This is a genomic window from Rhodovarius lipocyclicus (genome assembly GCF_009900765.1).
GTDB classification, from domain to species: domain Bacteria; phylum Pseudomonadota; class Alphaproteobacteria; order Acetobacterales; family Acetobacteraceae; genus Rhodovarius; species Rhodovarius lipocyclicus.
The window spans coordinates 90575-113532 of record NZ_JAAABL010000003.1 but is presented as its reverse complement, the minus strand read 5'-3'; the positions used below and the strand labels follow the sequence as shown (position 1 = coordinate 113532).

General features: G+C 69.5%; 21 protein-coding genes and 1 tRNA gene. 14 read left to right on the top strand and 8 right to left on the bottom strand.

The window, feature by feature from the left end:
• Positions 1-13 precede the first annotated feature (13 nt).
• From GT007_RS22880 to GT007_RS05680, 7 genes are read right to left on the bottom strand one after another with little or no spacing between them, the layout of a single operon-like run.
• Positions 14-1048, bottom strand: a complete 1035-nt coding sequence (locus tag GT007_RS22880; protein ID WP_201451806.1) for a 2Fe-2S iron-sulfur cluster-binding protein — start codon at positions 1046-1048, stop codon at positions 14-16.
• A complete protein-coding gene (locus GT007_RS05705; protein ID WP_160120619.1) occupies positions 1045-1788 on the bottom strand; it encodes an FAD binding domain-containing protein in 744 nt (247 codons plus the stop codon). The genes GT007_RS22880 and GT007_RS05705 overlap by 4 nt, the downstream gene beginning before the upstream one ends.
• Positions 1785-4088 (bottom strand): xanthine dehydrogenase family protein molybdopterin-binding subunit, encoded by a 2304-nt coding sequence (locus tag GT007_RS05700; protein WP_160120618.1) that lies wholly within the window; start codon positions 4086-4088, stop codon positions 1785-1787. The genes GT007_RS05705 and GT007_RS05700 overlap by 4 nt, the downstream gene beginning before the upstream one ends.
• Positions 4088-5359: an amidohydrolase/deacetylase family metallohydrolase gene (locus tag GT007_RS05695; RefSeq protein WP_160120617.1), complete on the bottom strand. Its 1272-nt coding sequence runs from the start codon at positions 5357-5359 to the stop codon at positions 4088-4090. The genes GT007_RS05700 and GT007_RS05695 overlap by 1 nt, the downstream gene beginning before the upstream one ends.
• 10 nt (positions 5360-5369) lie before the next feature.
• Positions 5370-6176: an ABC transporter permease gene (locus tag GT007_RS05690; protein ID WP_160120616.1), complete on the bottom strand. Its 807-nt coding sequence runs from the start codon at positions 6174-6176 to the stop codon at positions 5370-5372.
• The gene (locus tag GT007_RS05685) at positions 6173-6937 is read right to left on the bottom strand and encodes an ABC transporter ATP-binding protein (RefSeq protein WP_160120615.1); all 765 of its coding nucleotides are present in this window, start codon (positions 6935-6937) and stop codon (positions 6173-6175) included. Before GT007_RS05685 ends, GT007_RS05690 begins: the two co-directional genes overlap by 4 nt.
• Positions 6938-6941: 4 nt before the next feature.
• On the bottom strand, positions 6942-8009 hold the full coding sequence (locus GT007_RS05680; protein WP_160120614.1) for an ABC transporter substrate-binding protein: 1068 nt from the start codon (positions 8007-8009) through the stop codon (positions 6942-6944).
• A gap of 242 nt (positions 8010-8251) precedes the next feature.
• Here GT007_RS05680 and GT007_RS05675 point away from each other — a divergent pair, with 242 nt between their 5' ends.
• The 10 genes from GT007_RS05675 (at position 8252) to GT007_RS05630 (ending at position 18719) form a co-directional block, all read left to right on the top strand.
• Positions 8252-8611 carry a MarR family winged helix-turn-helix transcriptional regulator gene (locus tag GT007_RS05675; protein ID WP_201451805.1) on the top strand — a complete coding sequence of 120 codons (360 nt, stop codon included), beginning with the start codon at positions 8252-8254 and terminating at the stop codon, positions 8609-8611.
• 121 nt (positions 8612-8732) lie between these two features.
• Positions 8733-11468: a DNA gyrase subunit A gene (gyrA, locus tag GT007_RS05670; RefSeq protein ID WP_160120612.1), complete on the top strand. Its 2736-nt coding sequence runs from the start codon at positions 8733-8735 to the stop codon at positions 11466-11468.
• Positions 11461-11976, top strand: coding sequence for a pantetheine-phosphate adenylyltransferase (gene coaD / locus GT007_RS05665; RefSeq protein ID WP_160120611.1), 516 nt, complete (start codon positions 11461-11463; stop codon positions 11974-11976). Before gyrA ends, coaD begins: the two co-directional genes overlap by 8 nt.
• A gap of 121 nt (positions 11977-12097) precedes the next feature.
• On the top strand, positions 12098-12559 hold the full coding sequence (locus GT007_RS05660; protein WP_457852334.1) for a peptidylprolyl isomerase: 462 nt from the start codon (positions 12098-12100) through the stop codon (positions 12557-12559).
• Between the two features lie 83 nt (positions 12560-12642).
• Positions 12643-12718 (top strand) — tRNA-Lys (locus GT007_RS05655).
• 147 nt (positions 12719-12865) lie between these two features.
• A complete protein-coding gene (locus tag GT007_RS05650; RefSeq protein ID WP_160120609.1) occupies positions 12866-14440 on the top strand; it encodes a serine/threonine-protein kinase in 1575 nt (524 codons plus the stop codon).
• Positions 14441-14502: 62 nt separating this feature from the next.
• The gene (gene hemN / locus GT007_RS05645; protein ID WP_160120608.1) at positions 14503-15819 is read left to right on the top strand and encodes an oxygen-independent coproporphyrinogen III oxidase; all 1317 of its coding nucleotides are present in this window, start codon (positions 14503-14505) and stop codon (positions 15817-15819) included.
• Between the two features lie 75 nt (positions 15820-15894).
• Complete coding sequence (locus GT007_RS05640; RefSeq protein ID WP_160120607.1) at positions 15895-16620, top strand: sulfite exporter TauE/SafE family protein; 726 nt, start codon at positions 15895-15897, stop codon at positions 16618-16620.
• A 111-nt stretch (positions 16621-16731) separates the two neighbouring features.
• Positions 16732-18393, top strand: a complete 1662-nt coding sequence (locus GT007_RS05635) for an FAD-binding protein (protein ID WP_160120606.1) — start codon at positions 16732-16734, stop codon at positions 18391-18393.
• Complete coding sequence (locus GT007_RS05630; protein ID WP_236571519.1) at positions 18393-18719, top strand: 2Fe-2S iron-sulfur cluster-binding protein; 327 nt, start codon at positions 18393-18395, stop codon at positions 18717-18719. Before GT007_RS05635 ends, GT007_RS05630 begins: the two co-directional genes overlap by 1 nt.
• A 60-nt stretch (positions 18720-18779) precedes the next feature.
• Here GT007_RS05630 and GT007_RS05625 read toward each other — a convergent pair whose 3' ends face one another.
• The gene (locus tag GT007_RS05625; protein ID WP_160120605.1) at positions 18780-19568 is read right to left on the bottom strand and encodes a DUF2189 domain-containing protein; all 789 of its coding nucleotides are present in this window, start codon (positions 19566-19568) and stop codon (positions 18780-18782) included.
• A 131-nt stretch (positions 19569-19699) separates the two neighbouring features.
• Here GT007_RS05625 and ccoN point away from each other — a divergent pair, with 131 nt between their 5' ends.
• The 4 genes from ccoN to ccoP are packed head-to-tail and all read left to right on the top strand — an operon-like array spanning position 19700 to position 22956.
• A complete protein-coding gene (ccoN, locus tag GT007_RS05620) occupies positions 19700-21169 on the top strand; it encodes a cytochrome-c oxidase, cbb3-type subunit I (protein ID WP_160120604.1) in 1470 nt (489 codons plus the stop codon).
• A gap of 12 nt (positions 21170-21181) precedes the next feature.
• Positions 21182-21913: a cytochrome-c oxidase, cbb3-type subunit II gene (gene ccoO / locus GT007_RS05615; protein WP_160120603.1), complete on the top strand. Its 732-nt coding sequence runs from the start codon at positions 21182-21184 to the stop codon at positions 21911-21913.
• Between the two features lie 13 nt (positions 21914-21926).
• Positions 21927-22085, top strand: coding sequence for a cbb3-type cytochrome oxidase subunit 3 (locus GT007_RS05610; RefSeq protein ID WP_160120602.1), 159 nt, complete (start codon positions 21927-21929; stop codon positions 22083-22085).
• A gap of 1 nt (position 22086) precedes the next feature.
• Positions 22087-22956 carry a cytochrome-c oxidase, cbb3-type subunit III gene (ccoP, locus tag GT007_RS05605; protein WP_160120601.1) on the top strand — a complete coding sequence of 290 codons (870 nt, stop codon included), beginning with the start codon at positions 22087-22089 and terminating at the stop codon, positions 22954-22956.
• The last annotated feature ends 2 nt before the right edge of the window (positions 22957-22958 follow it).

Genomic DNA, 22958 nt, shown 5'->3' with positions numbered 1-22958 from the left:
CGGCGATCACGCTCTACCGCCCGAAGATCCAGGCCCGGATCAGGGCCCACAGGGAGAGGCGCTTCGCCGGCGCCTCTCCGCGCGCGGCGCGTTCCAGGTTGCGGGCGAACTGCCCGGCCAGCCCCGCCACCAGCCCGCGCAGCAAGGCCGGGCGCGAGAATTGCGCCAAGGGCCCGGTCAGCCGCCAGGACAGCACGACATTCAGCAGCGCGCCTTCCGGTGCCGGGGTCAGGTGGAACTCCACCTGGCCTTCGGCGGCGTTGGCGCCGTCCCGGCCCCGGCCGCGCACGCTGCCGGCATGATCGCCCACGGCCCATTCGCCCACCCCCGCGAAGCTGGCGGAGATCGGCCCCAGGCTGGCGGTGAAGGTGCCTTCCAGCACCGCGCCCTCATGCCGGGTCAGCGCCGCGCCCGGCAGGCAGGCGGCAATGCGCGCGGGGTCTGAGAGGATGGCCCAGGCGGCCTCCAGCGGCACGGCCAGGGCCTCCTGGTGCTCGATCCGGTTGGGCAGCTCCACGGCGGGAGCCACGGTTGCCAGCACGGGGGCCGCGACCGCCGGGGCTTCCCGGCGCGGGGCGGCGGCGGGCAGGACGGGGCGGTTGGCCGCCACCTCCGCGATCGCGCGCACGATGCCGCGATAGCCGGTGCAGCGGCACAGGTTGCCGGCGAGCTCCTCGCGGATGCGCTCCTCATCCACGGCGCCCAGGCGCAGCACGATGTCGCGCGCCGTCACCATCATCCCCGGCGTGCAATAGCCGCATTGCAGGGCATGATGGCGGCTGAAGGCAGCGCGCAGCGCCTCGGCCACCGCATCGTCGTCCAACCCCTCGATGGTGGTCACGGTCTTGCCCGCGGCCTCATGGGCATAGAGCAGGCAGGAGCGCGCGGGCTTGCCGTCGACCAGCACGGTGCAGGCGCCGCAGACGCCCTGCTCGCAGCCGATATGGGTGCCGGTCAGGCCGCAGCCATCGCGCAGCGCATCGGCCAGATGGGTGCGGGCTGGGGTGTCGAGGCGCCGGGCCTCGCCATTCACGGTCAGGGTGATCATGCGGCGTCCCTCATCGCGGCGGCGCGGGTGACGGCCACGGCGGCCAGTTGGCGGTGCTGGGCGTCGAGGCCCGGCGGGAGGTCGTCCAGGCTGCCGAGCAACGCGGGTGGTCCCTCGATGGCGCCGGCCAGCAGCACACCCGGCAAGGCGACGCCGAGGGCCTTGGCGAATTCGCCCACCTTGCGGTTGATCTTGGCATAGCCCCAACGGCTGCCGGGCGGCAGACGCGGGATCTCCACGGCCAGCAGGATTTCCCCAGCCGCCAGCGCCGTGACGAAGGGCGCGCGCATCCATTCGCGTGCCGGAATGCGGCGCTCACCGCCCTGCCCGGCCACGATCATGGTGGCGTTGAGTGCGGCCATGCAGCTCGGCCAATCGGCGGCGGGGTCGGCGTGGCACAGGCTGCCGCCGATGGTGCCCCGGTTGCGCACGGCGCGGTACGCGATGCCGCGCGCCACATGCGCCAAGAAGCCGCAGGTCACATCCGGCACCGCGCCGTCCTCGATCTCGGCATGGGTGATGGCCGCGCCCAGGCGCAGGCCGGTCGGGGTTTCCAGCGCGTCGCGCAGGCCCGGCAGCGGCTTCACATCCACCAGGGTCGCGGGCCGCACCAAGCGCAGGTTCATGGTCGGCGCCAGGGATTGCCCGCCCGAAAGCGGCTTGGCGCCGGGGGCGGCCAGGGCGGCCAGCGCGCCCGCCAGGGTCTCGGCGGGCGCGTAGTCGAAGGCGACGGGCTTCATGCCAAGGCCGCCAGGATGCGCTCGGGGGTGGCCGGGATATCCGTCACCTCGCGCCCCAGATGGGCGATGGCGTCGTTGATGGCGTTCACGATGGCCGCCGGCGGGCCGATGGCGCCGCTCTCGCCGATGCCCTTCTGGCCGAAGCGGCTGATGGGGCTCGGCGTTTCCATGTGCAGGATCTCGATATCGGGCACCTCGCCGGCGCCGGGCAGCAGATAGTCCACGAAGGTGGAGGCCAGCGGCTGCCCCGCCGTGTCGAAGGGCATTTCCTCATACAGTGCCGTGCCGATGCCCTGGGCCGCGCCGCCCAGCACCTGGCCATCGGCCACCAGCGGGTTCAGCAACACGCCGCCATCCTCCACGATCAGATAGCGCCGCAGCTTCACCTGGCCGGTGGCCGCATCCACCTCCGCCTCCACCGCATGGGCGGCGTAGCTGAAGGTGCCGGTGTCGCGCACCGTCTTGTGGCCGAGCGTGACCTCCAGGCTTTGCGTCTGCATCTCGGGCGGCAACTGCTGCGGGGCGCGGTGGAAGATGCGGGCGATCTCGGCGACCGGCACGCTGGCCGCGCCCGCGTGGATGGCGCCGTCGCGGTATTCGACGTGTTCGGCTTGCAGCAGATGCGCGCCGATGGCCAGCACGCGCTCTCGCAGCAGGGCGCAGGCATCGCCCACCGCCCCGCCCGCCATCACCGCGCTGCGGCTGCCCCAGGTGCCGGTGGAATAGGGCGTCAGCGCCGTGTCGCCATGGATGATGCGGATACGATCGAGCGGCATGCCCAGCAATTCATGCGCGACCTGGGCAAGCGTGGTTTCCATCCCCTGCCCGTGGTTCTGCACGCCCACGCGCACTTCCAGCCCCCCATCGGGGGTTAGGCGCACCTGGGCGGCCTCGGCGCCGGGCACGAAGGGAATGCCCCAGCCGTGATAGACGCTGGTGCCATGCGCGCCCTGCTCGCAGAACACCGCGAAGCCCAGGCCGATCAGCCGGCCCTCGGCGCGGGCGGCGGCCTGGCGGGCGGGGAAGCCCGCGGCATCCACGGCATCGGCCGCGCGGCGCAGGGCCTCCGGGTAGTCGCCGCTGTCGAAGATCTTGTTGGTGATGTTGATGTAGGGCATCGCCTCGGGCCCCGGCAGGTTGCGCAGGCGCAGCTCCACCGGGGAGATGCCCGCCTGCCGCGCCACCGCATCCAGCGTGGTTTCCAGCGCGTAGCACACGCCCGTCCGCGCCACGCCGCGATAGGGCAGGATCGGCGCCTTGTTGGTCGCCACGCTCCAGGTGCGGCAGCGATAGCGCGGCACCACATAGGGCCCGGGCAGGATGGAGGCGACCTGCGCCGCCTCCAGGCAGGCGCTGAAGGGGTAGGCGGAATAGGCGCCGCTATCGACATGCGCCTCGCAGTCGATGGCCAGGATGCGGCCGTCATGGTCGGCGTGCACGGCGATGTCGTAATGGTGCTCGCGGCAATTGGCCTGGGCCGAGAGCGCCTCCCGCCGGTCCTCGATCCAGCGCAGGGCGGTGCCGCCCAGCCGCCGGGCGAGCCAGCCCATCGCCACTTCCTCCTGCAGCAGGATGCCCTTGTAGCCGAAGCCGCCGCCCACATCGGGGGCGATGATGCGCACCGCGGCCTCCGGCAGGCCGAGGCATTCGGCGAGCCCCGTCTTGGTCACATGCACCATCTGGCTGGAGCTGTGCATCTCCAGCTGTTCCATGCGCTCATCCCAGCGCACCACCACGCCGCGCCCCTCCATGGGCGCCATGTGCTGGCGCGCGGTGCGCAATTGGCGGCGGACGACGATGGGCGCCGCCACATCGCTGATGTCGTCATCGACCAGCGTGTGCAGCACCACATTGTCGGGCCAGTTCTCATGGATCGGCGGGCCGGCGCGGTGCGCCAGCATGTCGGTGGCCGCCGGCAGTTCCTCGATGTCCAGGCCGATCATCTCGGCGATATCCTCGGCCTCGGCGCGGGTGGCGGCCATCACCATGGCGATGGGCTCGCCCACCTGGCGCACGCGGCCATGGGCCAGCGGATATTGGTCGGATTTGCGGAAGCCCGGCAGCGATGAGGGCGCGCGGATCGGCTGCACGCCCTCCAGATCCGCCCAGGTGAAGACCTGGGCCTCATACCCCTGGGGCTTGGTGATCGCGCGGATGATGCCATGCGCCACCGGGCTGCGCAGGAAGGCGACCTCCCGCATGCCCGGGAAGGCGATGTCGCCCACATAGCGCCCGCGCCCGCGCAGGAAGCGCCCATCCTCCTTCCGGAGGACCGGCGCCCCCACCCCCTGGCGTGACATCAGGCCGCCACGGCCTGGGGCAGGATCGGCGCGTCGGCCTCGTAGCGCACGCCCTCACGCAGGCAGAAGTCGGGCGTCAGCATGCGGTCGGCCACCACCACGGTGCCCTCATTATCTTCCAGCTTGAAGCGGCCGCGCGCGTCGTCCAGCACCGAGACATCGGCGATGGCACCCACGCGCAGCGTGCCGATGCCCTCATCCTGCATGCGCAGCATGGCGGCGGGGCCAGTCGTGACCATGCGCACCACCTTGTCCAGCGGCACGCCGAGCGCCAGCAGCTCCGTCATCGCCAATGTCAGGGAGAAGCGGGCCTTGCCGGTGAAGGGGTGATCCTCCTCCGGGTCCGAATGCTGGTCGGGCGTGCCCGGGGCCGGCATGCGGGTGTTGTAGCCGTGCATGTCCGCCCCCAGCGTGTCCGGCATGATGCCGGCATCCAGGCTGATGCGCGCCATGTTGAAGCTGAAATGGCTGCCGTGGCCCACATCCACCTTCAGCCCGGCATCCAGCGCCGCCTGCACGATGGCGTGCACCTTGCCCGTGCGCTTGTCCACGAAGCCGCCGGGGTGGCGGGTGAAGGGATGGGCCAGGATGTCGCCCGCGCGCAGCAGCGGCACGACCTGGGGCAGGATCTCATCCGGGTCCACGCCGTTGCGGCCGGTGCTGGGCGTGGGCCACAGCTGGCCGAAATGGCAATAGACCGGCAGATCGGCCTCGCGCCCGATCTGGGCGGCCTTCTTCAGCACTTCCAGCCCGAAGCGGGCGATGCCGCCGAGTTCCGCATGCGCCTTCACGCCGCGCACCAGCTGCGGGTGGGCGTGGGCCATCTTGACGGTGGCCTCCACGTCCACGTTCTCGGGCCCGTACAGCGTGGGGTAGTAGTGGCCTTCCAGCCCGCCCACCACATAGGCGCTGATGAAGCTGAACACGCGGGATTTCGCGGGCTTGGCGATGAACTCGCGGAAGCCCGGCATGGTCATGCAGGAGGCACCGCCCTGGTCGATCAGGCTGGTCACGCCCGAATGCACGCCCGCCATGTCCGCCGGCAGGCCGAAGCGGCCGGAGACATAGGTGTAGATATGCGCATGGGTGTCGATCATGCCGGGCAGCACCAGCTTGCCCTTCACATCGGTCACGGTCTTCGCGGCGCTGGGGAGGATCTCGGCCTCGATGGTTGCGATGCGGCCATCCTTGATGGCCACGTCGCGGATGCCGTCGATGCCCTGGGCCGGGCAGATCACATGGCCGCCCTTGAGCAGCAGGTCGTATTGCATGGTGATGCTCCTAGTGACCGTAGCGCTTGAGAATGATCCGCTCGGCGCCCGCGACGATGCCGTAGAGCACGAGCCCCACGACACACAGCATGGCGATGGCGGCGAGAATGAGCGGGGTTTCCGCCTGGCTGGAGGCGAACAGCACCAGATAGCCAAGCCCCGCCTGGGCGGTGATGAACTCGCCCACGATCACACCGATGATGGCGAAGGTGACAGCGATCTTTAGCCCCGAGAAGATGTGCGGCAGCGCATAGGGAAAGCGCACCGACAGGAACACCTGCCAGTTGCGCGCCGTCAGCGCCTTGCACAGCCGCAGCATGTCGGGCGGCGTGGAGTTCAGCCCCGTCAGCGTGGCGATCACCACCGGGAAGAAGGCGATGAACACCGAGAACGCCAGCCGCGAGGAAGGCCCGATGCCCAGCCACACGATGAACAGCGGCGCCAGCGCGATCTTGGGGATCAGCTGGAAGAACACGACGTTGGGATACAGCGCCGCATAGGCCCAGCGCGAATAGACCAGCAGCACCGAGAGCAGGATGCCGAACACGGTCGCGATCACGAAGCCGAGCGCCGCCTCCACTGCGGTCGGCACCGAATGCTGCACCAGGAAGGGCCAGGCCGAGAGGATGCGCCGCCAGATCACGCTGGGCGCGGGCAGGATGACCTCGGGCACCTGGTACCAGCGCACCAGCGCCTCCCAGATGCCCAGGACAGCCGCCGCGAACAGCACGGGCAGCACGACCTGCGCGACCCAATGCCGCGCGAGCGAGGTGGGCGGCGCCACGCTGGGCGCCGCGGGCAGGACGGCGTCGCTCATGCGGCCTCCTTGATGCTGTGCTCGATCATGCCGCGCAGGCGGGCCACGATCGCGTTGAATTCGGCGCTGTCCTGGATGCTTTCGTCGCGCGGGCGGGCGAAGGGGATGGTCACATCGGCCACCACCACCGCCGGGCGGCGCGTCATGACCAGCACGCGGTCGGACAGCAACACCGCCTCCCGGATCGAATGGGTGATGAACACGCCCGTCTTGCGGTGGCGCGACCACAGGTCGAGCAGCACCAGCGCCATCTCGTCGCGCGTGATGGCGTCCAGCGCGCTGAACGGTTCGTCCATCAGCATGATGCTGGGTTCGTGGATCAGGCTGCGGCACAGAGCCACGCGCTGGCGCATGCCGCCCGACAGCTCACGCGGGCGCTTGTCCATGAAATCGCCGAGGCCCACGGAGCGCAGCAGTTCCTCCGCGCGGGCCACGTATTTGTCCCGCTCCAGCCGCATCATCTTGATGGGGAACAGCACGTTGTCGCGCGCCGAGAGCCAGGGCAGCAGGGTCGCATCCTGGAACACCAGCCCGGCGTCGCGGCGGGGGCCGGTCAGGGCCTCCCCCGCCACCTGGATCGTGCCGGCGGAGGCATGCTCCAGCCCCGCCAGCATCATCAGCAGCGTGGATTTGCCGCAGCCCGAAGGGCCGAGGATGGAGACGAACTCCCCTTCCTTGATGTCGAAGGACACCCCGGCCACCGCCTCCACCGGCCCGGCCGGGGAGGCATAGGTCTTACGGACCCCACGCAGGCTGATCATGGCCTCAGCCCAGCATCTGGCCGAAGGGGGCCAGGTTGGTGCGGATCGTGGCCCATTCGGCGGCGGAGAGCTTGACCTTGCCGGCGAAGGTGTTGCTGACGACCGCCTCGGTGGCCGGGCGGGTGGCGTCGGCGGGGGCGCCATACTGCATCACCAAGTCGGTCATGGCGGTCCACTTGGCCATGTCGGTGTAGCCCAGGCCGTTGTCGATGGCCTCCGGCGCGACCATGGTCCACTGCATCAGCCCCTGGGAAAGCCGCGCATTCTCGCGCCCGCCCTGGGTGATGCCGATCTCGGGCACCTGCTTGATGAACATGTCGATGGCGCGCTCGGGCTCCTTCAACTGGAAGGCGGCGGCTTCGAGCAGGGCCTCGGTCACGGCCTCCACCTGGCTGCGGCGGCTGGCCAGCACCTCGGGGCGGGTGCAGATCACGTTGGCGTAGAAGTTCACGCCCGCCGAGGAATAGGGGATGAAGCGGTGCGCCGCGCGCTGGGCCTGCATTACGGGGATGGAGGAGGAGCCGATGGCCGTGATCGCGTCCACCTGGCGGTCGATCAGCCCGCGCTCCAGCACGCGGTTGTCCATCTGCACGATGGTGATGGTGCTGGTGTTGATGCCGGCGCGCTGGGCGAAGGCGGGCCAGAAAGGGAATTCGGCGCTGGTCGGCACGGCGCCCAGCTTCTTGCCTTCCAGGTCCTTCGCGGTGCGGATCGGGCTGTCCTCACGCAGGGCGATGCCCATGGTCATGTCGTAGTTGACCGTGGCGGTGGCCAGGATGGGCAGGCCGCGCGCGGCGGCCAGGATCATGGGGCCCGCGCCCACGATGCCATAGTCGAACTGCCCCTGGGACACGGCCTGGGCGGCGGCGACGGACCCCGTGCCGCGGCTGACATCCACATTCAGGCCCCGGCGCTGGAAGGCGCCCATTTCCTTGGCGATATAGGCATAGGCGGTGGAACCCTGGGCCAGCCAGGGCAGCGTCAGCTTGATGTTCGCGGTCTGCGCCACGGCGGGGGCGGCCAGCGGCGCGGCGGCCAGCGCCAGCGCGGCGCGGCGGGTCATGAAGGGCATGGTCACGGGCTCCACCAGATGTTACGTGCACTGAAGGTTTGGTCGCATCACCGCGTGCGCGCAATGTGACAGAGAGCGCAGATATGGATGAGATTCCCCGCCCTGGCGCGGCATTGGGCATTGATGCGGATCAAGCGCCGATTTCGTCGGCACCAGTTGGGGCGCCGGTTGGGGCCTGGCCCCTGGCCGACCGCCCCGGCTACCTGATCCGCCGCCTGCATCAGTTGCACGGCGCGCTGTTCATGGAATTGACGGCCGCCTTCAACGTCACCCCTGTGCAGTACAGCCTGATGAGCGCCATCGCCGCGCGCGGCGAGGCCGACCAGACCACCCTGGCCCATGACGTGGCGCTGGACCGCTCGACCACCGCCAGCAGCCTGGCGCGGCTGGATGCGCGCGGGCTGGTGCAGCGCCGGCGGGGCCTGAAGGATGGCCGGGAGATGCGCTGCGCCCTGAGCCCCGAGGGCCAGGCGCTGCTCGCCGCCATGGAGCCCCTGGCGCGTGAGGCCCATGCCCGCACCCTGGCCGCCCTGCCAGCGGAGGAGGCATCGGCGCTGACCGCCCTGATGCGCCGCGCGCTGGGCGCCGGAAACCCTGCCTGATCAAGGGCTTCCGGGGCTGTTGGCGAGGGCGCCCGGAACGCCTATACGAGTGTGACCGAATGTGGCGCGCGGGGTGATTCCGGCGCGCCAATCCTTATGCCCTGAAAGCCAAGAGCACCCCTTGAGCGACACACCGGATACCCCGCCCGAAGCACCGCGCTATGATGTGGCGCCCATCGGTATCGCGCGGGAGATGCGCAAGAGCTTCCTCGATTACGCCATGAGCGTGATCGTCTCCCGCGCATTGCCCGATGTGCGGGACGGCCTGAAGCCCGTGCATCGCCGCATCTTGTTCGCGATGCATGAGGCCGGCTACGGCGCCGACAAGCCCCACCGCAAATCCGCCCGCGTGGTCGGCGACGTGATGGGTAAGTATCACCCGCATGGCGACAGCGCGATCTATGACGCCATGGTGCGCATGGCGCAGCCTTTCTCCATGCGTGTGCCGCTGATCGACGGCCAGGGCAATTTCGGCTCCATGGACGGCGATGCGGCCGCCGCCATGCGGTACACGGAAGCCCGGCTGGCCAAGGCCGCCGCCGCCCTGCTGGAAGGCATCGACGAGGACACGGTCGAGTTCCAGCCGAACTACGACGAAAGCTCCCAGGAGCCGCGGGTGCTGCCCGCCGCCTACCCGAACCTGCTGGTCAATGGCGCCAACGGCATCGCGGTGGGCATGGCCACCAACATCCCGACGCACAACCCCGGCGAGGTGATCGACGCCACCCTTAAGCTGATCGAGGACCCGGCGACCAGCCTCGAGGAGCTGATGAAGATCATCCCGGGGCCGGATTTCCCCACGGGCGGCATCATCCTCGGGCGCTCGGGCATCCGCTCGGCCTTCGAGACCGGGCGCGGCTCCATCCCGCTGCGCGCGGCCTGCGAGATCGAGGAGATGCGCGGCGGCCGGCAGATGATCGTGGTGTCGGAAATCCCGTACCAGGTGAACAAGTCCTCGCTGATCGAGAAGATCGCGGAGCTGACGCGCGCCAAGGCGATCGAGGGCATCTCCGACCTGCGCGACGAGAGCGACCGCGAGGGCCTGCGCATCGTGATCGAGCTGAAGCGCGAGGCGACGGCGGAGGTGGTGCTGAACCAGCTCTACCGGATGACGCAGCTGCAGATCAGCTTCGCCGTGAACTTCCTGGCGCTGAACGACGGCACGCCGGAGCAGATGGGCCTGCGCGACGCGCTGCTGGCCTTCATCCGCTTTCGGGAGGACGTGATCCTCCGCCGGTCCCGCTACCGCCTGGCCAAGGCGCGGGAGCGCGGCCACAACCTGATCGGCCTGGCCATCGCGGTGGCCAATATCGACGCCGTGATCCGCGTCATCCGCGAAAGCCCGGATGCCGCCAGCGCCCGCGTGGCCCTGATGTCCCGTGACTGGCCGGCCGGCGATGTCGGCGTGCTGCTGGAACTGATCCAGGACGAGGGCAACGTCATCACCCCCGAGGGCACGGTGCGCCTGACAGAAGCCCAGGCGCGCGGCATCCTGGAACTGCGCCTGCAGCGCCTGACGGGCCTGGAGCGCGACAAGATCACCAACGAGCTGGGCGAGGTGGGTGAGACCATCCGCGACCTGCTGGACATCCTGGGCTCCCGCCCGCGCCGGATGGAGGTGATGACCGGGGAGCTGATCGCCGTGCGCGGCCAGATCGCCAGCCCCCGCCTGACGCGCATCGACGATGTGGTGGCCGATCTGGACGATGAGAGCCTGATCGAGCCGGGCACCATGGTCGTGACCATCACCCGCGACGGCTATGTGAAGCGCACGCCGCTCGACACCTTCCGCGCGCAGAACCGCGGCGGGCGCGGGCGTTCGGCGGCCTCCACGCGTGAGGACGATGTGGTGATGCGCAGCTTCGTCGCGCACACGCATCAATGGGTGCTGTTCTTCACCAGCCGTGGCATCGCCTTCCGCAGCAAGGTCTGGCAGCTGCCCGAGGGCGGGCCGAACGGCCGTGGCCGCAGCCTGCGCCAGTTGCTGGCCTTGCAGGAAGGCGAGGGCATCACCGCCGTGCTGCCGCTGCCGCAGGATGAAAGCCTGTGGGAGAACCTGCATCTGGTCTTCGCCACCGTGCAGGGCAATGTGCGCCGCAACCGCCTGTCGGACTTCAAGAATGTCCGCGCTTCCGGCCTGATCGCCATGAAGCTGGATGAGGGTGACGCGCTGGTGGGTGTGGCCACCTGCCGCGAGGGCGACGACGTGTTCCTCTCGACCCGCGCGGGCAAGTGCATCCGCTTCGTGGCGGAAAGCGAGACGCTGCGCGTCTTCGCCGGGCGCGACAGCAGCGGCGTGCGCGGCATCCGCCTGCTGGGCGACGATGTGGTGATCTCGCTGGCGGTGCTGAGCCATGTGGAGACCACCGTCGAGGAACGGGCCGCCTATCTGCGCTATGCCGGGGCCAAGCGCCGTGCCGTGGGCGCCGAGGAAGTCGAGACCGCGCCGATCCCCGAGGAGGAGGCCGAGGTCGCGGCCGAAGTGACGCTGAGCCCCGAGCGCATCGCCGCGCTGGAGCTGGCCGAACAGTTCATCCTGACCATCACCGACCAGGGTTTCGGCAAGAAATCCAGCGCCTACGAGTACCGGGTGACGGGCCGTGGCGGTCAGGGCATCACGAATATCGGCTTCTCCGCGCGCACGGGCCGCGCGGTCGCCGCCAGCTTCCTGGTGAACCCGGGCGACGACGTGATGATGGTGACCGATGGCGGGCGGCTCATCCGCCTGCCCTCCGACCAGGTGCGCATCACCGGCCGTCAGGCCATGGGGGTGACCATGCTGCGCATGGAGGAAGGGGAGCACATCACGAGCTGCTTCCCTGTTCTCGACAGTGGGGAGGAAGAACCAGATGCCTGAACGGGTGGCCCTTTATCCGGGCACATTCGACCCGGTGACCAACGGCCATCTCGACATCATCGGCCGCGCGGCGCGTCTTGTTGACCGCCTAGTGGTGGGTGTCGCGATCAATATCGGCAAGGGGCCGCTGTTCCCGCTCGATGAGCGGGCGGAGCTGGTCCGGGCCGAAACCGACAAGTTCGCCGCGCGTTATGGCATGAAGATCGATGTGATGCCCTTCACCGGGCTGCTCATCGGTTTCGCGCGGCAGGTGGGTGCGCAGATGATCATCCGTGGCCTGCGTGCCGTGTCCGATTTCGACTACGAATTCCAGATGGCGGGGATGAACCGCCGTCTGGACAACGACATCGAGACGGTGTTCCTGACGGCGAGCGAGACGAACCAGTTCATCTCCTCGCGCTTCGTCAAGGAGATCGCGAATCTGGGCGGGGACATCTCCTCCTTCGTCCCGAAGCTGACGCTGGAACGCACCCTCGCCCGTGTTTCCCCGCAACCTTCGCCGCAATAAAAGGGAGCACCGCATGCAACGCCGTGCCCTGCTTGCCACCATTCCTTTAGCTGGAGCCATCATGTCCGACAGCACCGAAGCCGACGCCCAGCGCGCGCAGGACCCCGAGAACACCCTGCTGATGGAGCTGAAGGACGGCACCGTCACCATTCAGCTGCGCCCCGACCTGGCGCCGCAGCACGTGGAGCGCATCAAGACGCTCACGCGCCGCGGCTTCTACAACGGCGTCGTGTTCCACCGCGTGATCGAGGGCTTCATGGCCCAGGGCGGCGACCCGACCGGCACCGGCACGGGCGGTTCCGACCTGCCGAACCTGCCGGCCGAGTTCAGCCAGCCGTCGCGCGCGCGCTTCCTGCGCGGCACCTGCGGCATGGCCCGCACCCAGGACCCGAACAGCGCGAACAGCCAGTTCTTCATCATGTTCGCCCCGGGCAGCTTCCTGGACGGCCAGTACACCATCTGGGGCCAGGTCGTGGCCGGGATGGAGACGGTGGACAAGATCAAGCGCGGCGCCGGCCAGTCCGGCCAGGTGCGCGATCCGGACAAGATCATCCGCATGCGCGTGGCCGCCGACCCGGCATAAGGCTGGGGGCTGATTGACGAGCGGCGCGCTCTGCCCCATGAGGCAGCGCGCGCCGTGCGCCGGGCTCACCCGGCGCGCTGCCAGGGCCGGTAGCTCAGTTGGTAGAGCACGTGACTTTTAATCATGTGGTCGCGGGTTCGAGTCCCGCCCGGCTCACCAGTTTTCATGCAATTCGTCGGTATTTCCGGGGCTTGGGTGACAAATTTCATCCGATCATGGCCGATGGCGAAGTTCGCGTTAAACATTTGAATGATAGACTGCCGGTCCGTGGCCCCTGTGGCCGCAAGGAAGGGGCCCAGCCGGCGCATGCCGCAGGATAGCAGTTTCAGCGGCGGGCCCGATGCCACCCACGGCGCTGGCGCCAGCCAGACGGGCATGATCGGCGCCCTGGTAGCCGAACGCTACGAGATCCGGGACATGATCGGGCGCGGTGCCTTCGGCACGGTGTTCGAGGCCTATGACCGCAACCTCGCCCGGCTGGTCGCGCTGAAGACCATGCCCCTGCGGGGGGCCAGCCGCGACGAATTGCTGCGCTTCTACCGGGAGGCGAAGTCGCTCGCCCGGCTGTCCCATCCCGGCATCGTCTCCGTGCACGATTTCGGCGAGATGCCGGATTTCGCCTGGATCGTGATGGAGCTGGTGATCGGCGACACGCTGCGCCAGGTGCTGGAACAGGGCCGTCCGCCCCTGGCCGAGGCCGTGCGCGTGACCTGCGACCTGCTGGACGCGCTGCAGGCCGCACATGACCGCGGCATCGTCCACCGGGATGTGAAGCCCGCCAACATCCTGCTGACCGCGACAGCCGAGGAAAGGCTGGGCCAGGTGCGGCTGGTCGATTTCGGCATCGCGCGCGTCGAGGCCACGGACATGACCGTGGCGGGCGACATGCTCGGCACACCCTACGCCATGGCGCCGGAACAGTTGCAGCATGGCGAGATCACGCCGCGCACCGACATCTGGGCCGTGGGCATCGTCCTGCATGAGATGCTGACCGGCGAGCGCCCCTTCGCGGGGCATGTGCCGGCCATTTTCAATGCCATCCTGCGGCAGGAGCCCCCTGCCCCCTCCAGCCTGGCCCCCGGTCTGCCCGGCGCGCTGGATCTGGTGGTGGCCCGCGCCCTGGCGAAGGAGCCGGGCGACCGCTTCCCCAGCGCCGCCGCGATGGCGGAGGCATTGCGCCAAGCCCTGCGCGCGCCCGAGGCGCCGTTGGCGCCGCGCCCGGTGCTAGTGGTGGCGCCTGTGCCTCCGCCGCCCGCCCGGCGGCCAATCTGGCCGGTGGCGCTGGCCTTGTTGCTGGGCGCGGGGTTGGGTGGCGTCGGCGTGTGGGGCTGGCTGGGCCGCCCCGCGCCGCAGGCCGCGCTGGCCATGCCGGAACCGGAGCCCGCCCCGCCGCAGCTGCGCGCGAGGGAGCCGGAAGCCCCGCAATTCGCCAATGTGACGCCGGAGCCGCCGGCCCCCGTGGCGGAACGCGCGCCGGAAGCACCCGCCGAACCCGAAGCCGTGGCGCCCGCCCCGGCCGCGCTCCCGGAACCTGTGCCGCCTCCGGCCGAAGCCGCCCCGCCTCCCGCGCCCGTGCCTACCTTGCCCGCCTGTGGCCCGGCGCAGCTCGTGGTCCGTGCCGCCCGGCACCCCACCTACACGCGGTTGGTGCTGGAATGGCGCACCCCCACCCCCTATCGGCTGGAGCGCCAGGGCGACGCCGCGCTGCTGACCTTCCCCGGCGCCACCTGCATGCCGCGCGGCCTGCCGACGGTGGCGCCGCTGCGCGCCACCGCCGAGCGGAACGGCGCCCTGCTGCTGGAATTGGCACCCGGCACGCAGCTGCGGCATTTCCGCCTCGACAATCGCGTGGTGATCGATCTTTCTCCCATAGCGCCTTGATCCGCATCAACGCGGGGGCACCGCTGCCCTGGCATGGAAGCCTAGAATTGAAAGGGCTTTCCATGTCCGAGGACCGCCTGGCTTTCGCCGAGCGCGCCGTGCCGCGCTACACCTCCTATCCCACCGCGCCCCATTTCCACCCGGGCGTCGATGCGGACACCTATGCCCGCTGGCTGGAGGCATTGCCGACGGAAACCGGGCTGTCGCTCTATCTGCATGTGCCTTTCTGCACCGCGCTGTGCACCTATTGCGGCTGCCACACCCAGGCGGTGAACCACCCCGAACCCGTCATGGCCTATCTGGAAGGGCTGCTGGCGGAGGTGGAGCTGGTGGCCAGCCACACCCAGGCGCGGCGTGTCACGCGCATCCATTGGGGCGGCGGCACCCCCACCATGCTGGGCCTGCCGGGCATGGAGCAGGTGATAGCCCACATCGCGGCCCGCTTCGACCTGTCTCATGTGACGGAGCACGCGATCGAGCTGGACCCGCGCGGGCTGGACCAGGCCCTGGCGCGGGGCCTCGCGCGCCTCGGCATCACCCGCGCCAGCCTGGGCGCGCAGGATTTCAACGCCGAGGTGCAGCGCGCCATCGGCCGCATCCAGCCCTTCGAGGTGGTGATGGCCGGCGTCGGCCACCTGCGGGAGGCCGGGATCGACGCCATCAACCTGGACCTGATGTACGGCCTGCCGCACCAGGGGTGCGACGAGCTGGAACGCAGCCTGCTGATGGCCCACAGCCTGTCGCCGGACCGCATCGCCCTGTTCGGCTATGCCCATGTGCCCTGGATGCGCAAGCAGCAGAAGCTGATCCAGGAATCCTGGCTGCCCGGCGCCCAGGCGCGGTTGGAGCAGGCGGAGGCCGCCCGGCGCCTGCTGGCGGGGCTCGGCTACACCGCCATCGGGCTGGACCATTTCACCCGCCCGGACGATGCTCTGGCGATCGCTGCGCGTGAGGGGCGGTTGATGCGCAATTTCCAGGGCTACACCGACGATACGGCGGATGCGCTGCTGGGGCTGGGTGCGTCCTCCATCGGCAAGCTGCCGCAGGGTTTCGTGCAGAATCAGCCCGATATCCGCACCTATCGCAACACCATCAAGCAGGGCCGCTTCGCCACCATCCGTGGGCTTGAGCTGACCGATGACGACCGCCGCCGGGGGGCCGTGATCGAGCGCCTGATGTGCGACTTCATGGTCGAGGTGCCGGCCGACCTGCTGCCCGACGCCATGCCCACCCTGGTGCCGCTGATGGAGGCCGGCATGGTGCTGGTGCGCGGGCGCTGGGTGACGATGACGTCGCGCGGGCGGCCCTTCGTGCGCGTGGTGGCCGCGGCCTTCGATGCCTGGCTGGCCAAGGCCGGGCGGCATTCCGCCGCGGTGTGAGGCATGAACCATGCCCTTACCCTTGGTTGATCGGCCGTTTCAGCGCTTCCGATCTCAGCGGATCGGGCGCTGATCATGGAATTCCTCGCCAACTGCCTGCATGACCTGACGGCGCTGGGCCCGGGCGGCGTGCTGGCCATGGCCGGGGCGTTGTTCCTGGCGGGGCTCGCGGGCGGAGTCACGCATTGCGCGGGCATGTGCGCGCCCTTCGTGCTGGCCCAGGCGGGCCAGGGCGCCGGCGGGCCGATGCTGTCGCGGCTGATGGGGGCCATGCTGCTGCCCTATCACGCCGGGCGCATGCTGGGTTACGGGGTGCTGGGCGCCGTGGCGGGCGCCGGGGCGGGGCTCGTCGCGGGTGTCAGCGGCCTGCGCTGGCTGTTGGCCGGGCTGCTGGTCTTCGCGGCCCTGCTGATGTTCGCCGAGGCCGCGCGGCGTGCTGGACTGCGGATGCCCCAGGGGCCGAAGCCCGCCTTTCCACGGGCGCTCCAGGCGCCATTGCAGGCGCTGCTGGCCCGCCCGGGCGGGTGGCGGGGCTTCGCGCTGGGGCTGCTGCTCTCGGCCCTGCCCTGCGGCATGATCTATGGCGCGCTGGCCGCCGCCGCCGCCTCGGGATCGGCGCTGGGCGGCTTTATCGGCATGGCGGCCTTCGCGGCGGGCACGGCGCCGGGGCTGGTGGGGGTGGCACTGCTGGGCGGCTTCTTCTCGCGCGCCATCGGGCCGGTCTTCGCGCGCGTCGCCATCCTGCTGTTCGTGCTGAATGGCGCGGTGCTGGGCGGTATGGCCTGGCGCATGCTGGCTTGATGGCCATTCCGCGCCCCCGCGCCTGAAAGGCCGGCGGCGGGGGCTTGGCCGGCGCGGGCACGCCGCGCATGATCCTCAGCATACGGCGCAATTGTGGGGCATCTGCCGGCTATGAGACATTTCACCACCGAGGTGCTGATCATCGGCGCGGGCGGTGCCGGCATGTATGCCGCCATCGAGGCCAGCCGCCAGGGCGCGGGCGATGTGCTGCTGCTGGAACGCAGCCTGATCGGCCGTGGCGGCGCCACCGTGATGGCGCAGATGACCGTCGCCGCCGCGCTGGAGGCCGATGACGACTGGCATTTCCACTACCAGGACACGCTGACCGCTGGGCGCGGTCTGTGCGACCCGGCCCTGGCCGCCCTGTTGTGCGAGGTGGGGGTGGATGTGATCCGCGAGATGGAGGGCTGGAAGGTCGGCTGGGCGCGGGACGGCAACCGCCTGCGCGCCGTGCAGGCCCCGGGGCATGACCGCGCGCGCTGCGTCTATGTGGATTTCCTGTCCACCGGCCCCGCGGTTTCCCGCACCCTGCGCACGCAGTTGCAGCGGCATGAGCGCATCCGCCGCCTGGGCGATGTGGTGGTGACGGATCTGGTGACGCAGGAAGGGCATGTGACCGGCGCCGTGGGGTTCGACATCGCCTCCGGCACGCCCGTGACCATTGAGGCGAAGGCCACCATCCTGGCCACCGGGGGCCTGACGCGGCTGTACCGGCGCAACAGCGCCTCCGCCCATATGTCGGGCGATGGCTTCGCGCTGGCGCTGCGGGCGGGGGCGAAGCTGCTGGGGATGGAGTTCGTCCAGTTCTTCCCCATCGGGCACCTGGCGCCGCGCATGGTCGGCATGGACCCGATCATGTGGGACCCCTTCCGCTACAAGCTGGGCGGGCGGCTGCTGAACGGTGCGAAGGAGGAGTTCATCGACCGCTACGGCGGCACCGATGAGGGCCGCTACACCACCACGCGCGACCTCGCGACCTATGCCATCACGCAGGAAGTCGCGGCCGGGCGGGGTTCGCCCGCCGGGGGCGCCTGGCTCAGCTTCCGCCATGTGCCGCAGGCCACGCTGCGCGAAGCCTTCGGCCCGGTGATCGACAAGCTGGCCGCCAATGGCATCGACCTGACGCGCGACGATGTGGAGGTCGCGCCCATCGCGCACTACCACATGGGCGGCGTGCGGGTGGACACGGGAATGCGCACCGATGTGCCCGGCCTGTTCGCCGCCGGCGAGGTGGTGGGCGGCGCCAATGGCGCCAACCGCCTGTCGGGCAATGCGATCACGGAGGCCCTGGCCTTCGGCAAGATCGCGGGTGCCGAGGCGGCCCGCGCCGCCCCTGGCCCGGCCTTCTCGCCCGCCGCCGCGGCCGAGGCGTTGGCGCTGGTCGGCGCCGAGGGCCCGGCGCGCAACACCGCCGCCCTGGTGGTGGCGTTGCAGGCCGCCATGGCCGACCATGCGGGCCCCTTCCGCGACGCGGCGGGGCTGGCCCGCGCCAGTGCCGCCATCGCCGCCATCCGCGCCGAGGCAGGCCCCCTGCCCCCGGGCGCGCCCGGCCTGCCGCATGACATGGTGCGGCTCGACTGGTTCGACCTGCGGCAGATGCTGCTGGTGGCCGACAGCATCGTGGCCGCCGCCCTGGCCCGCACCGAGAGCCGGGGCGCGCACCAGCGCATCGACCACCCGGAAACCGAGGAGGATTGGCGGGTGAACCTGCTGCTCTCGGGCGATGAGCGGGGCCTCGACATCACCCGTATTCCCGTGCCGGAGGCCGCCTGATGCCCCAAGCCACCCTGCTGATCCGCCGTGGCGTGGCGGGCGAGCCCCCCCGCCATGACAGCTTCACCCTGGAATTCGAGCCGGGGGCCTCGGTGCTCGACGGCCTGCGCCGAATCCGCGCGGAGCAGGACCCGACCCTGGCCATCCGCTATGCCTGCCTGAACGCCAACGCCTGCAAGGAATGCATGATGGTGGTGAACGGACGCGTCACCTACGCCTGCACCGCGCGGCTGGAGGAAGGGACCACCACGCTGGAACCGCTGCCCAACAAGGCCCTGCTGCGTGATTTGGTGACCCAGATCGCGCCACCGGATGAGCGGTTTTAGATCATCACCCGGTCGGATGGAATCATCCGACCGGGCAAAGATGATCGTGAAAACAAATGCCTAGGGCTCCACGCCCTCGATCAGGTCACGATAGGCATGCCAGCTGGCATGCCCGATCAGCGGCAGCGCCACCGCCAGCCCCAGGAAGAACGGCACCAGCCCCAGCCCGGTGAACACCACGATCAGCCCCGCCCACAGGATCATCGGGCGCGGGTTGGCCAGCACCACGGTGATGCTGGCCGCGATCGCCTCCGGCACCGAGGTGTCACGCGCCACCAGCATCGGGATGCCCACGGCGCAGGCCGCGAAGGTGACGGCGGCGAAGACGAAGCCCACCGCCGTGCCCACCACCAGGAAGGGTAGCAGCTGCGGGGATTGCAGCAGCGCGATGGGCAGCTGCTCCATTGGCACCGCGAATCCGTGGCTGAAGAACAGCGCGAAGATCAGCCCCGCCACCCGCACCCAGGCCAGGTGCACCAGCAGCAACAGGGCGCCCATCAGGGCCAGCTGCCCGCCTTGGCGGCGGAAGGGCGCCAGCACAGCGTCCAGCCCCACCGCCTGCCCCAGCTCCCGTCGGCGGCTGACCTCATACAGGCCGGCGGCCAGCAGCGGCGCCATGATGAAGAAACCCGCAGTGGCCGGCAGAATCGCCCAGGCCGCCCCGGCATTCAGCATGATGGCGGCCATGATCCAGCCGAACACGGTCAGCACCGCGCCATAGCCCAGCGCGATCCGCTTCTCCGCCAGGATATCCTGCCAGCCGCGCGCCAGCCACAGCCAGGGGCGGTCGGTGCGGATCACCCGCCCGGCCCCAGCCGGGGGCGATCCCTCCAGAGCTTCGATTTTCATGGAACAGCTCCCTCGTTCTTCAATAGCTTGCATATCATAATGATATGAGTCGGTCCCCACTCTTGATTCACCTCAAGGACGGGGGAGCCCGAATCCCGTCATGTAGCCAGAGGTTCGAGGAGAGTGAGGGTATGGCTACGACCGTCCCGATGACAGCGCCGGATACAGATATCCGCTACGTGGAGAGCCCGATCCGGGCCTTCGCCATCGCCACCATGTTCTGGGGCGTGGTCGGCTTCCTGATGGGCGTGACGATCGCCTCTCAGCTGGCTTGGCCGCTGCTGAACCTGGATCTGGAATGGACGACCTTCGGGCGGCTGCGCCCGGTTCACACGTCCGCCGTGATTTTCGCCTTCGGCGGCAACGCCCTGCTGTGCACCAGCCTGTATGTCGTGCAGCGCACCTGCCGCGCCCGCCTGTTCGGCGGCGAGGAGATGGGCTGGTTCCTGTTCTGGGGTTACAATTTCTTTATCGTGACGGCCGCTCTCGGCTACGTGCTCGGCGTGACGCAGGGCAAGGAATACGCCGAACCCGAATGGTTCGTGGACCTGTGGCTGACCCTGGTGTGGGTGCTGTACCTGGTGGCCTTCGGCGGCACGATCCTGAAGCGCGAGGAACCCCACATCTATGTGGCGAACTGGTTCTATCTCGCCTTCATCATCACCGTCGCCATGCTGCACATCGGCAACAACCTGGCGCTGCCCGTGGGCGGCACGGGGCGTTCCTTCGGCGTCGCCGGCGGCGTGCAGGATGCGATGATCCAGTGGTGGTATGGCCACAACGCGGTGGGCTTCTTCCTGACCGCCGGCTTCCTGGGCATGATGTACTACTTCATCCCCAAGCAGGCCGAGCGCCCGGTCTATTCCTACCGGCTGTCGATCATCCACTTCTGGTCGCTGATCTTCCTCTACATCTGGGCCGGCCCGCACCACCTGCACTACACCGCGCTGCCCGACTGGGCGCAGACGCTGGGCATGGTGTTCTCCATCATGCTGTGGATGCCGTCCTGGGGCGGCATGATCAACGGGCTGATGACGCTGTCGGGCGCCTGGGACAAGCTGCGCACCAACCCCGCGCTGCGCTTCTCGGTCACGGCCGTGGGCTTCTACGGCATGTCGACCTTCGAGGGCCCGGTGATGTCCATCCGCGCCGTCAACGCCCTGTCCCACTACACGGACTGGACGATCGGCCACGTGCATTCCGGTGCCATGGGCTGGGTGGGCTTCATCACCTTCGGCGCGCTGTACTGGCTGTTCCCGGTGCTGTGGCGCAAGTCCCGCCTGTATTCCGAGCGCTTGGTGGCCTGGCACTTCTGGATCGCCACCCTGGGCATCGTGCTCTACATCACCGCGATGTGGGTCTCGGGCATCATGCAAGGCCTGATGTGGCGCGCGACGGATGAGCTGGGCTTCCTGCAGTACAGCTTCATCGAGACCGTGGCGGCGATGCACCCCTACTACGTCATCCGCATGCTGGGCGGCCTGCTGTATCTGGCCGGTTCGCTGATCATGGTCTGGAACCTCTATAAGACCGTGACGATGGTCGAGAGCGAGGAGCCGCAGGCCCTTCCCTCCGGCGCTGTCGCCGCGGCGGCCGAGTAAGGAGGCACGCACATGGCATTCAAGTTCAGCCACGGCACCATTGAGCGGAACCTCATCCTGCTCGGCGTGCTGACCCTGATCACCGTTTCCATCGGCGGCCTGGCGCAGGTCGTGCCGCTGTTCACGGTGGAATCCACCATCGAGCGGGTGGAGGGCACCCGCCCGTACTCCCCGCTCGAACTGATGGGCCGCGAGATCTATGTGCGTGAGGGGTGCTACACCTGCCACAGCCAGATGATCCGCCCCTTCCGCGACGAGGCGGAGCGCTACGGCCACTACTCGCTGGCGGCCGAGAGCATGTACGACCGCCCCTTCCAGTGGGGTTCCAAGCGCACCGGGCCCGACCTGGCGCGCGTGGGCGGGCGCTATTCGGATGACTGGCACGCCCAGCATCTGCGCAGCCCCCGCGCCGTGGTGCCCGAAAGCGTGATGCCGCCCTACGCCTTCCTGGACCGCCCGCTGGACTATCGCCGGGTGGGTGCCAGCATGGCCACGCTGCGCGCGCTGGGCGTTCCCTACACGGATGAGATGATCCGCAACGCCGACGCCGACCTGCGCGCCCAGGCGAACCCCGAGGCCGATGGCGCGGGCCTTGCCTCGCGCTATGCCCGGGCCCGCCAGGGGGTGTTCGACGGCAACAGCGCCGAAGTGACGGAGATGGATGCCGTCGTCGCCTTTCTGCAGATGTTGGGCACGCTCGTGCAGTTCCGCGACGTGACGCCCGAACAGCTGCGGCAACAGTAAGGGAGAGGGATCGATGATCGACGAACTCGCCCGCCACCACGGCGTCTTCGCCACGCTCTGGGTGGTGTGGTTCTTCGTTCTGTTCAGCGGGATCCTGGTCTGGGTCCTGCTGCCCTCCCGCAAGCGCGAGCTGGAAAGCCACGCGCAGATTCCCCTCCGCAAGGACGGCTGACATGCCCACGAAGATCGAGAAGGACGCCATCTCCGGCCAGAACACCACTGGCCATGAGTGGGATGGGCTGAAGGAGCTGAACACGCCCCTGCCCCGCTGGTGGCTGTACACCTTCTATGCCTGCATCCTGTTCGCGCTGGTCTGGATGGTCATGTACCCGTCCATCCCCATCCGCGGCCTGACCGGCGTCACCGGCTATATCGCGCGTGAGGCAGGCACCGCCGAGTTGGCCGAGGCGCGCACCCGGGCCGAGCCGATGATGGCCCGGCTGCGCGCGGCCACCCCGGCCCAGATCGCGGCGGACCCGGAGCTGCGCGCCTATGCCATCGCCGGCGGGCGCGTGGCCTTCGCCAACAACTGCGCCGCCTGCCATGGCGCGGGTGGGCAGGGTGCCACGGGCGGCTACCCGACCCTGGCCGACGATGACTGGCTGTGGGGCGGCACGCTGGCCGATATCCGCACCACCATCACCCACGGCATCCGCAACCAGGATGACGATGAGGCCCGCACCTCCGTCATGCCGCGCTTTCTGGGCGATGGCATGCTGAACCGGGCGCAGATCCAGGACGTGGCCCAGCATGTGCTGGGGCTCTCGGGCCTGGCGACGGACCAGGCTGCCGCTGCGCGCGGTGCCACCGTGTTCGCCGAGAACTGCGTGAGCTGCCATGGCGAGCAAGGCGAGGGCAATCAGGAACTGGGTGCCCCCCGCCTGAGCGACCGTATCTGGCTGAACGGTCCTGACGTGCGCACCATCGAGGCGTTCATCAGCAACCCGCGCCTGGGCGTGATGCCGGCCTTCGGCCAGCGCCTGGATGGGGCGACCATCAACATGCTGGCCGTCTATGTGCACTCCCTGGGTGGGGGCCGGTAAAG

Bases quoted from the DNA above. Each gene is read 5' to 3' on its own strand.
- GT007_RS22880 (WP_201451806.1), bottom strand. From the start codon at position 1,048: ATGATCACCCTGACCGTGAATGGCGAGGCCCGGCGCCTCGACACCCCA.
- GT007_RS05705 (WP_160120619.1), bottom strand. From the start codon at position 1,788: ATGAAGCCCGTCGCCTTCGACTACGCGCCCGCCGAGACCCTGGCGGGC.
- GT007_RS05700 (WP_160120618.1), bottom strand. From the start codon at position 4,088: ATGTCACGCCAGGGGGTGGGGGCGCCGGTCCTCCGGAAGGAGGATGGG.
- GT007_RS05695 (WP_160120617.1), bottom strand. From the start codon at position 5,359: ATGCAATACGACCTGCTGCTCAAGGGCGGCCATGTGATCTGCCCGGCC.
- GT007_RS05690 (WP_160120616.1), bottom strand. From the start codon at position 6,176: ATGAGCGACGCCGTCCTGCCCGCGGCGCCCAGCGTGGCGCCGCCCACC.
- GT007_RS05685 (WP_160120615.1), bottom strand. From the start codon at position 6,937: ATGATCAGCCTGCGTGGGGTCCGTAAGACCTATGCCTCCCCGGCCGGG.
- GT007_RS05680 (WP_160120614.1), bottom strand. From the start codon at position 8,009: ATGCCCTTCATGACCCGCCGCGCCGCGCTGGCGCTGGCCGCCGCGCCG.
- GT007_RS05675 (WP_201451805.1), top strand. From the start codon at position 8,252: ATGGAATTGACGGCCGCCTTCAACGTCACCCCTGTGCAGTACAGCCTG.
- coaD (WP_160120611.1), top strand. From the start codon at position 11,461: ATGCCTGAACGGGTGGCCCTTTATCCGGGCACATTCGACCCGGTGACC.
- GT007_RS05660 (WP_457852334.1), top strand. From the start codon at position 12,098: ATGGAGCTGAAGGACGGCACCGTCACCATTCAGCTGCGCCCCGACCTG.
- GT007_RS05650 (WP_160120609.1), top strand. From the start codon at position 12,866: ATGCCGCAGGATAGCAGTTTCAGCGGCGGGCCCGATGCCACCCACGGC.
- hemN (WP_160120608.1), top strand. From the start codon at position 14,503: ATGTCCGAGGACCGCCTGGCTTTCGCCGAGCGCGCCGTGCCGCGCTAC.
- GT007_RS05640 (WP_160120607.1), top strand. From the start codon at position 15,895: ATGGAATTCCTCGCCAACTGCCTGCATGACCTGACGGCGCTGGGCCCG.
- GT007_RS05635 (WP_160120606.1), top strand. From the start codon at position 16,732: ATGAGACATTTCACCACCGAGGTGCTGATCATCGGCGCGGGCGGTGCC.
- GT007_RS05630 (WP_236571519.1), top strand. From the start codon at position 18,393: ATGCCCCAAGCCACCCTGCTGATCCGCCGTGGCGTGGCGGGCGAGCCC.
- GT007_RS05625 (WP_160120605.1), bottom strand. From the start codon at position 19,568: ATGAAAATCGAAGCTCTGGAGGGATCGCCCCCGGCTGGGGCCGGGCGG.
- ccoN (WP_160120604.1), top strand. From the start codon at position 19,700: ATGGCTACGACCGTCCCGATGACAGCGCCGGATACAGATATCCGCTAC.
- ccoO (WP_160120603.1), top strand. From the start codon at position 21,182: ATGGCATTCAAGTTCAGCCACGGCACCATTGAGCGGAACCTCATCCTG.
- GT007_RS05610 (WP_160120602.1), top strand. From the start codon at position 21,927: ATGATCGACGAACTCGCCCGCCACCACGGCGTCTTCGCCACGCTCTGG.
- ccoP (WP_160120601.1), top strand. From the start codon at position 22,087: ATGCCCACGAAGATCGAGAAGGACGCCATCTCCGGCCAGAACACCACT.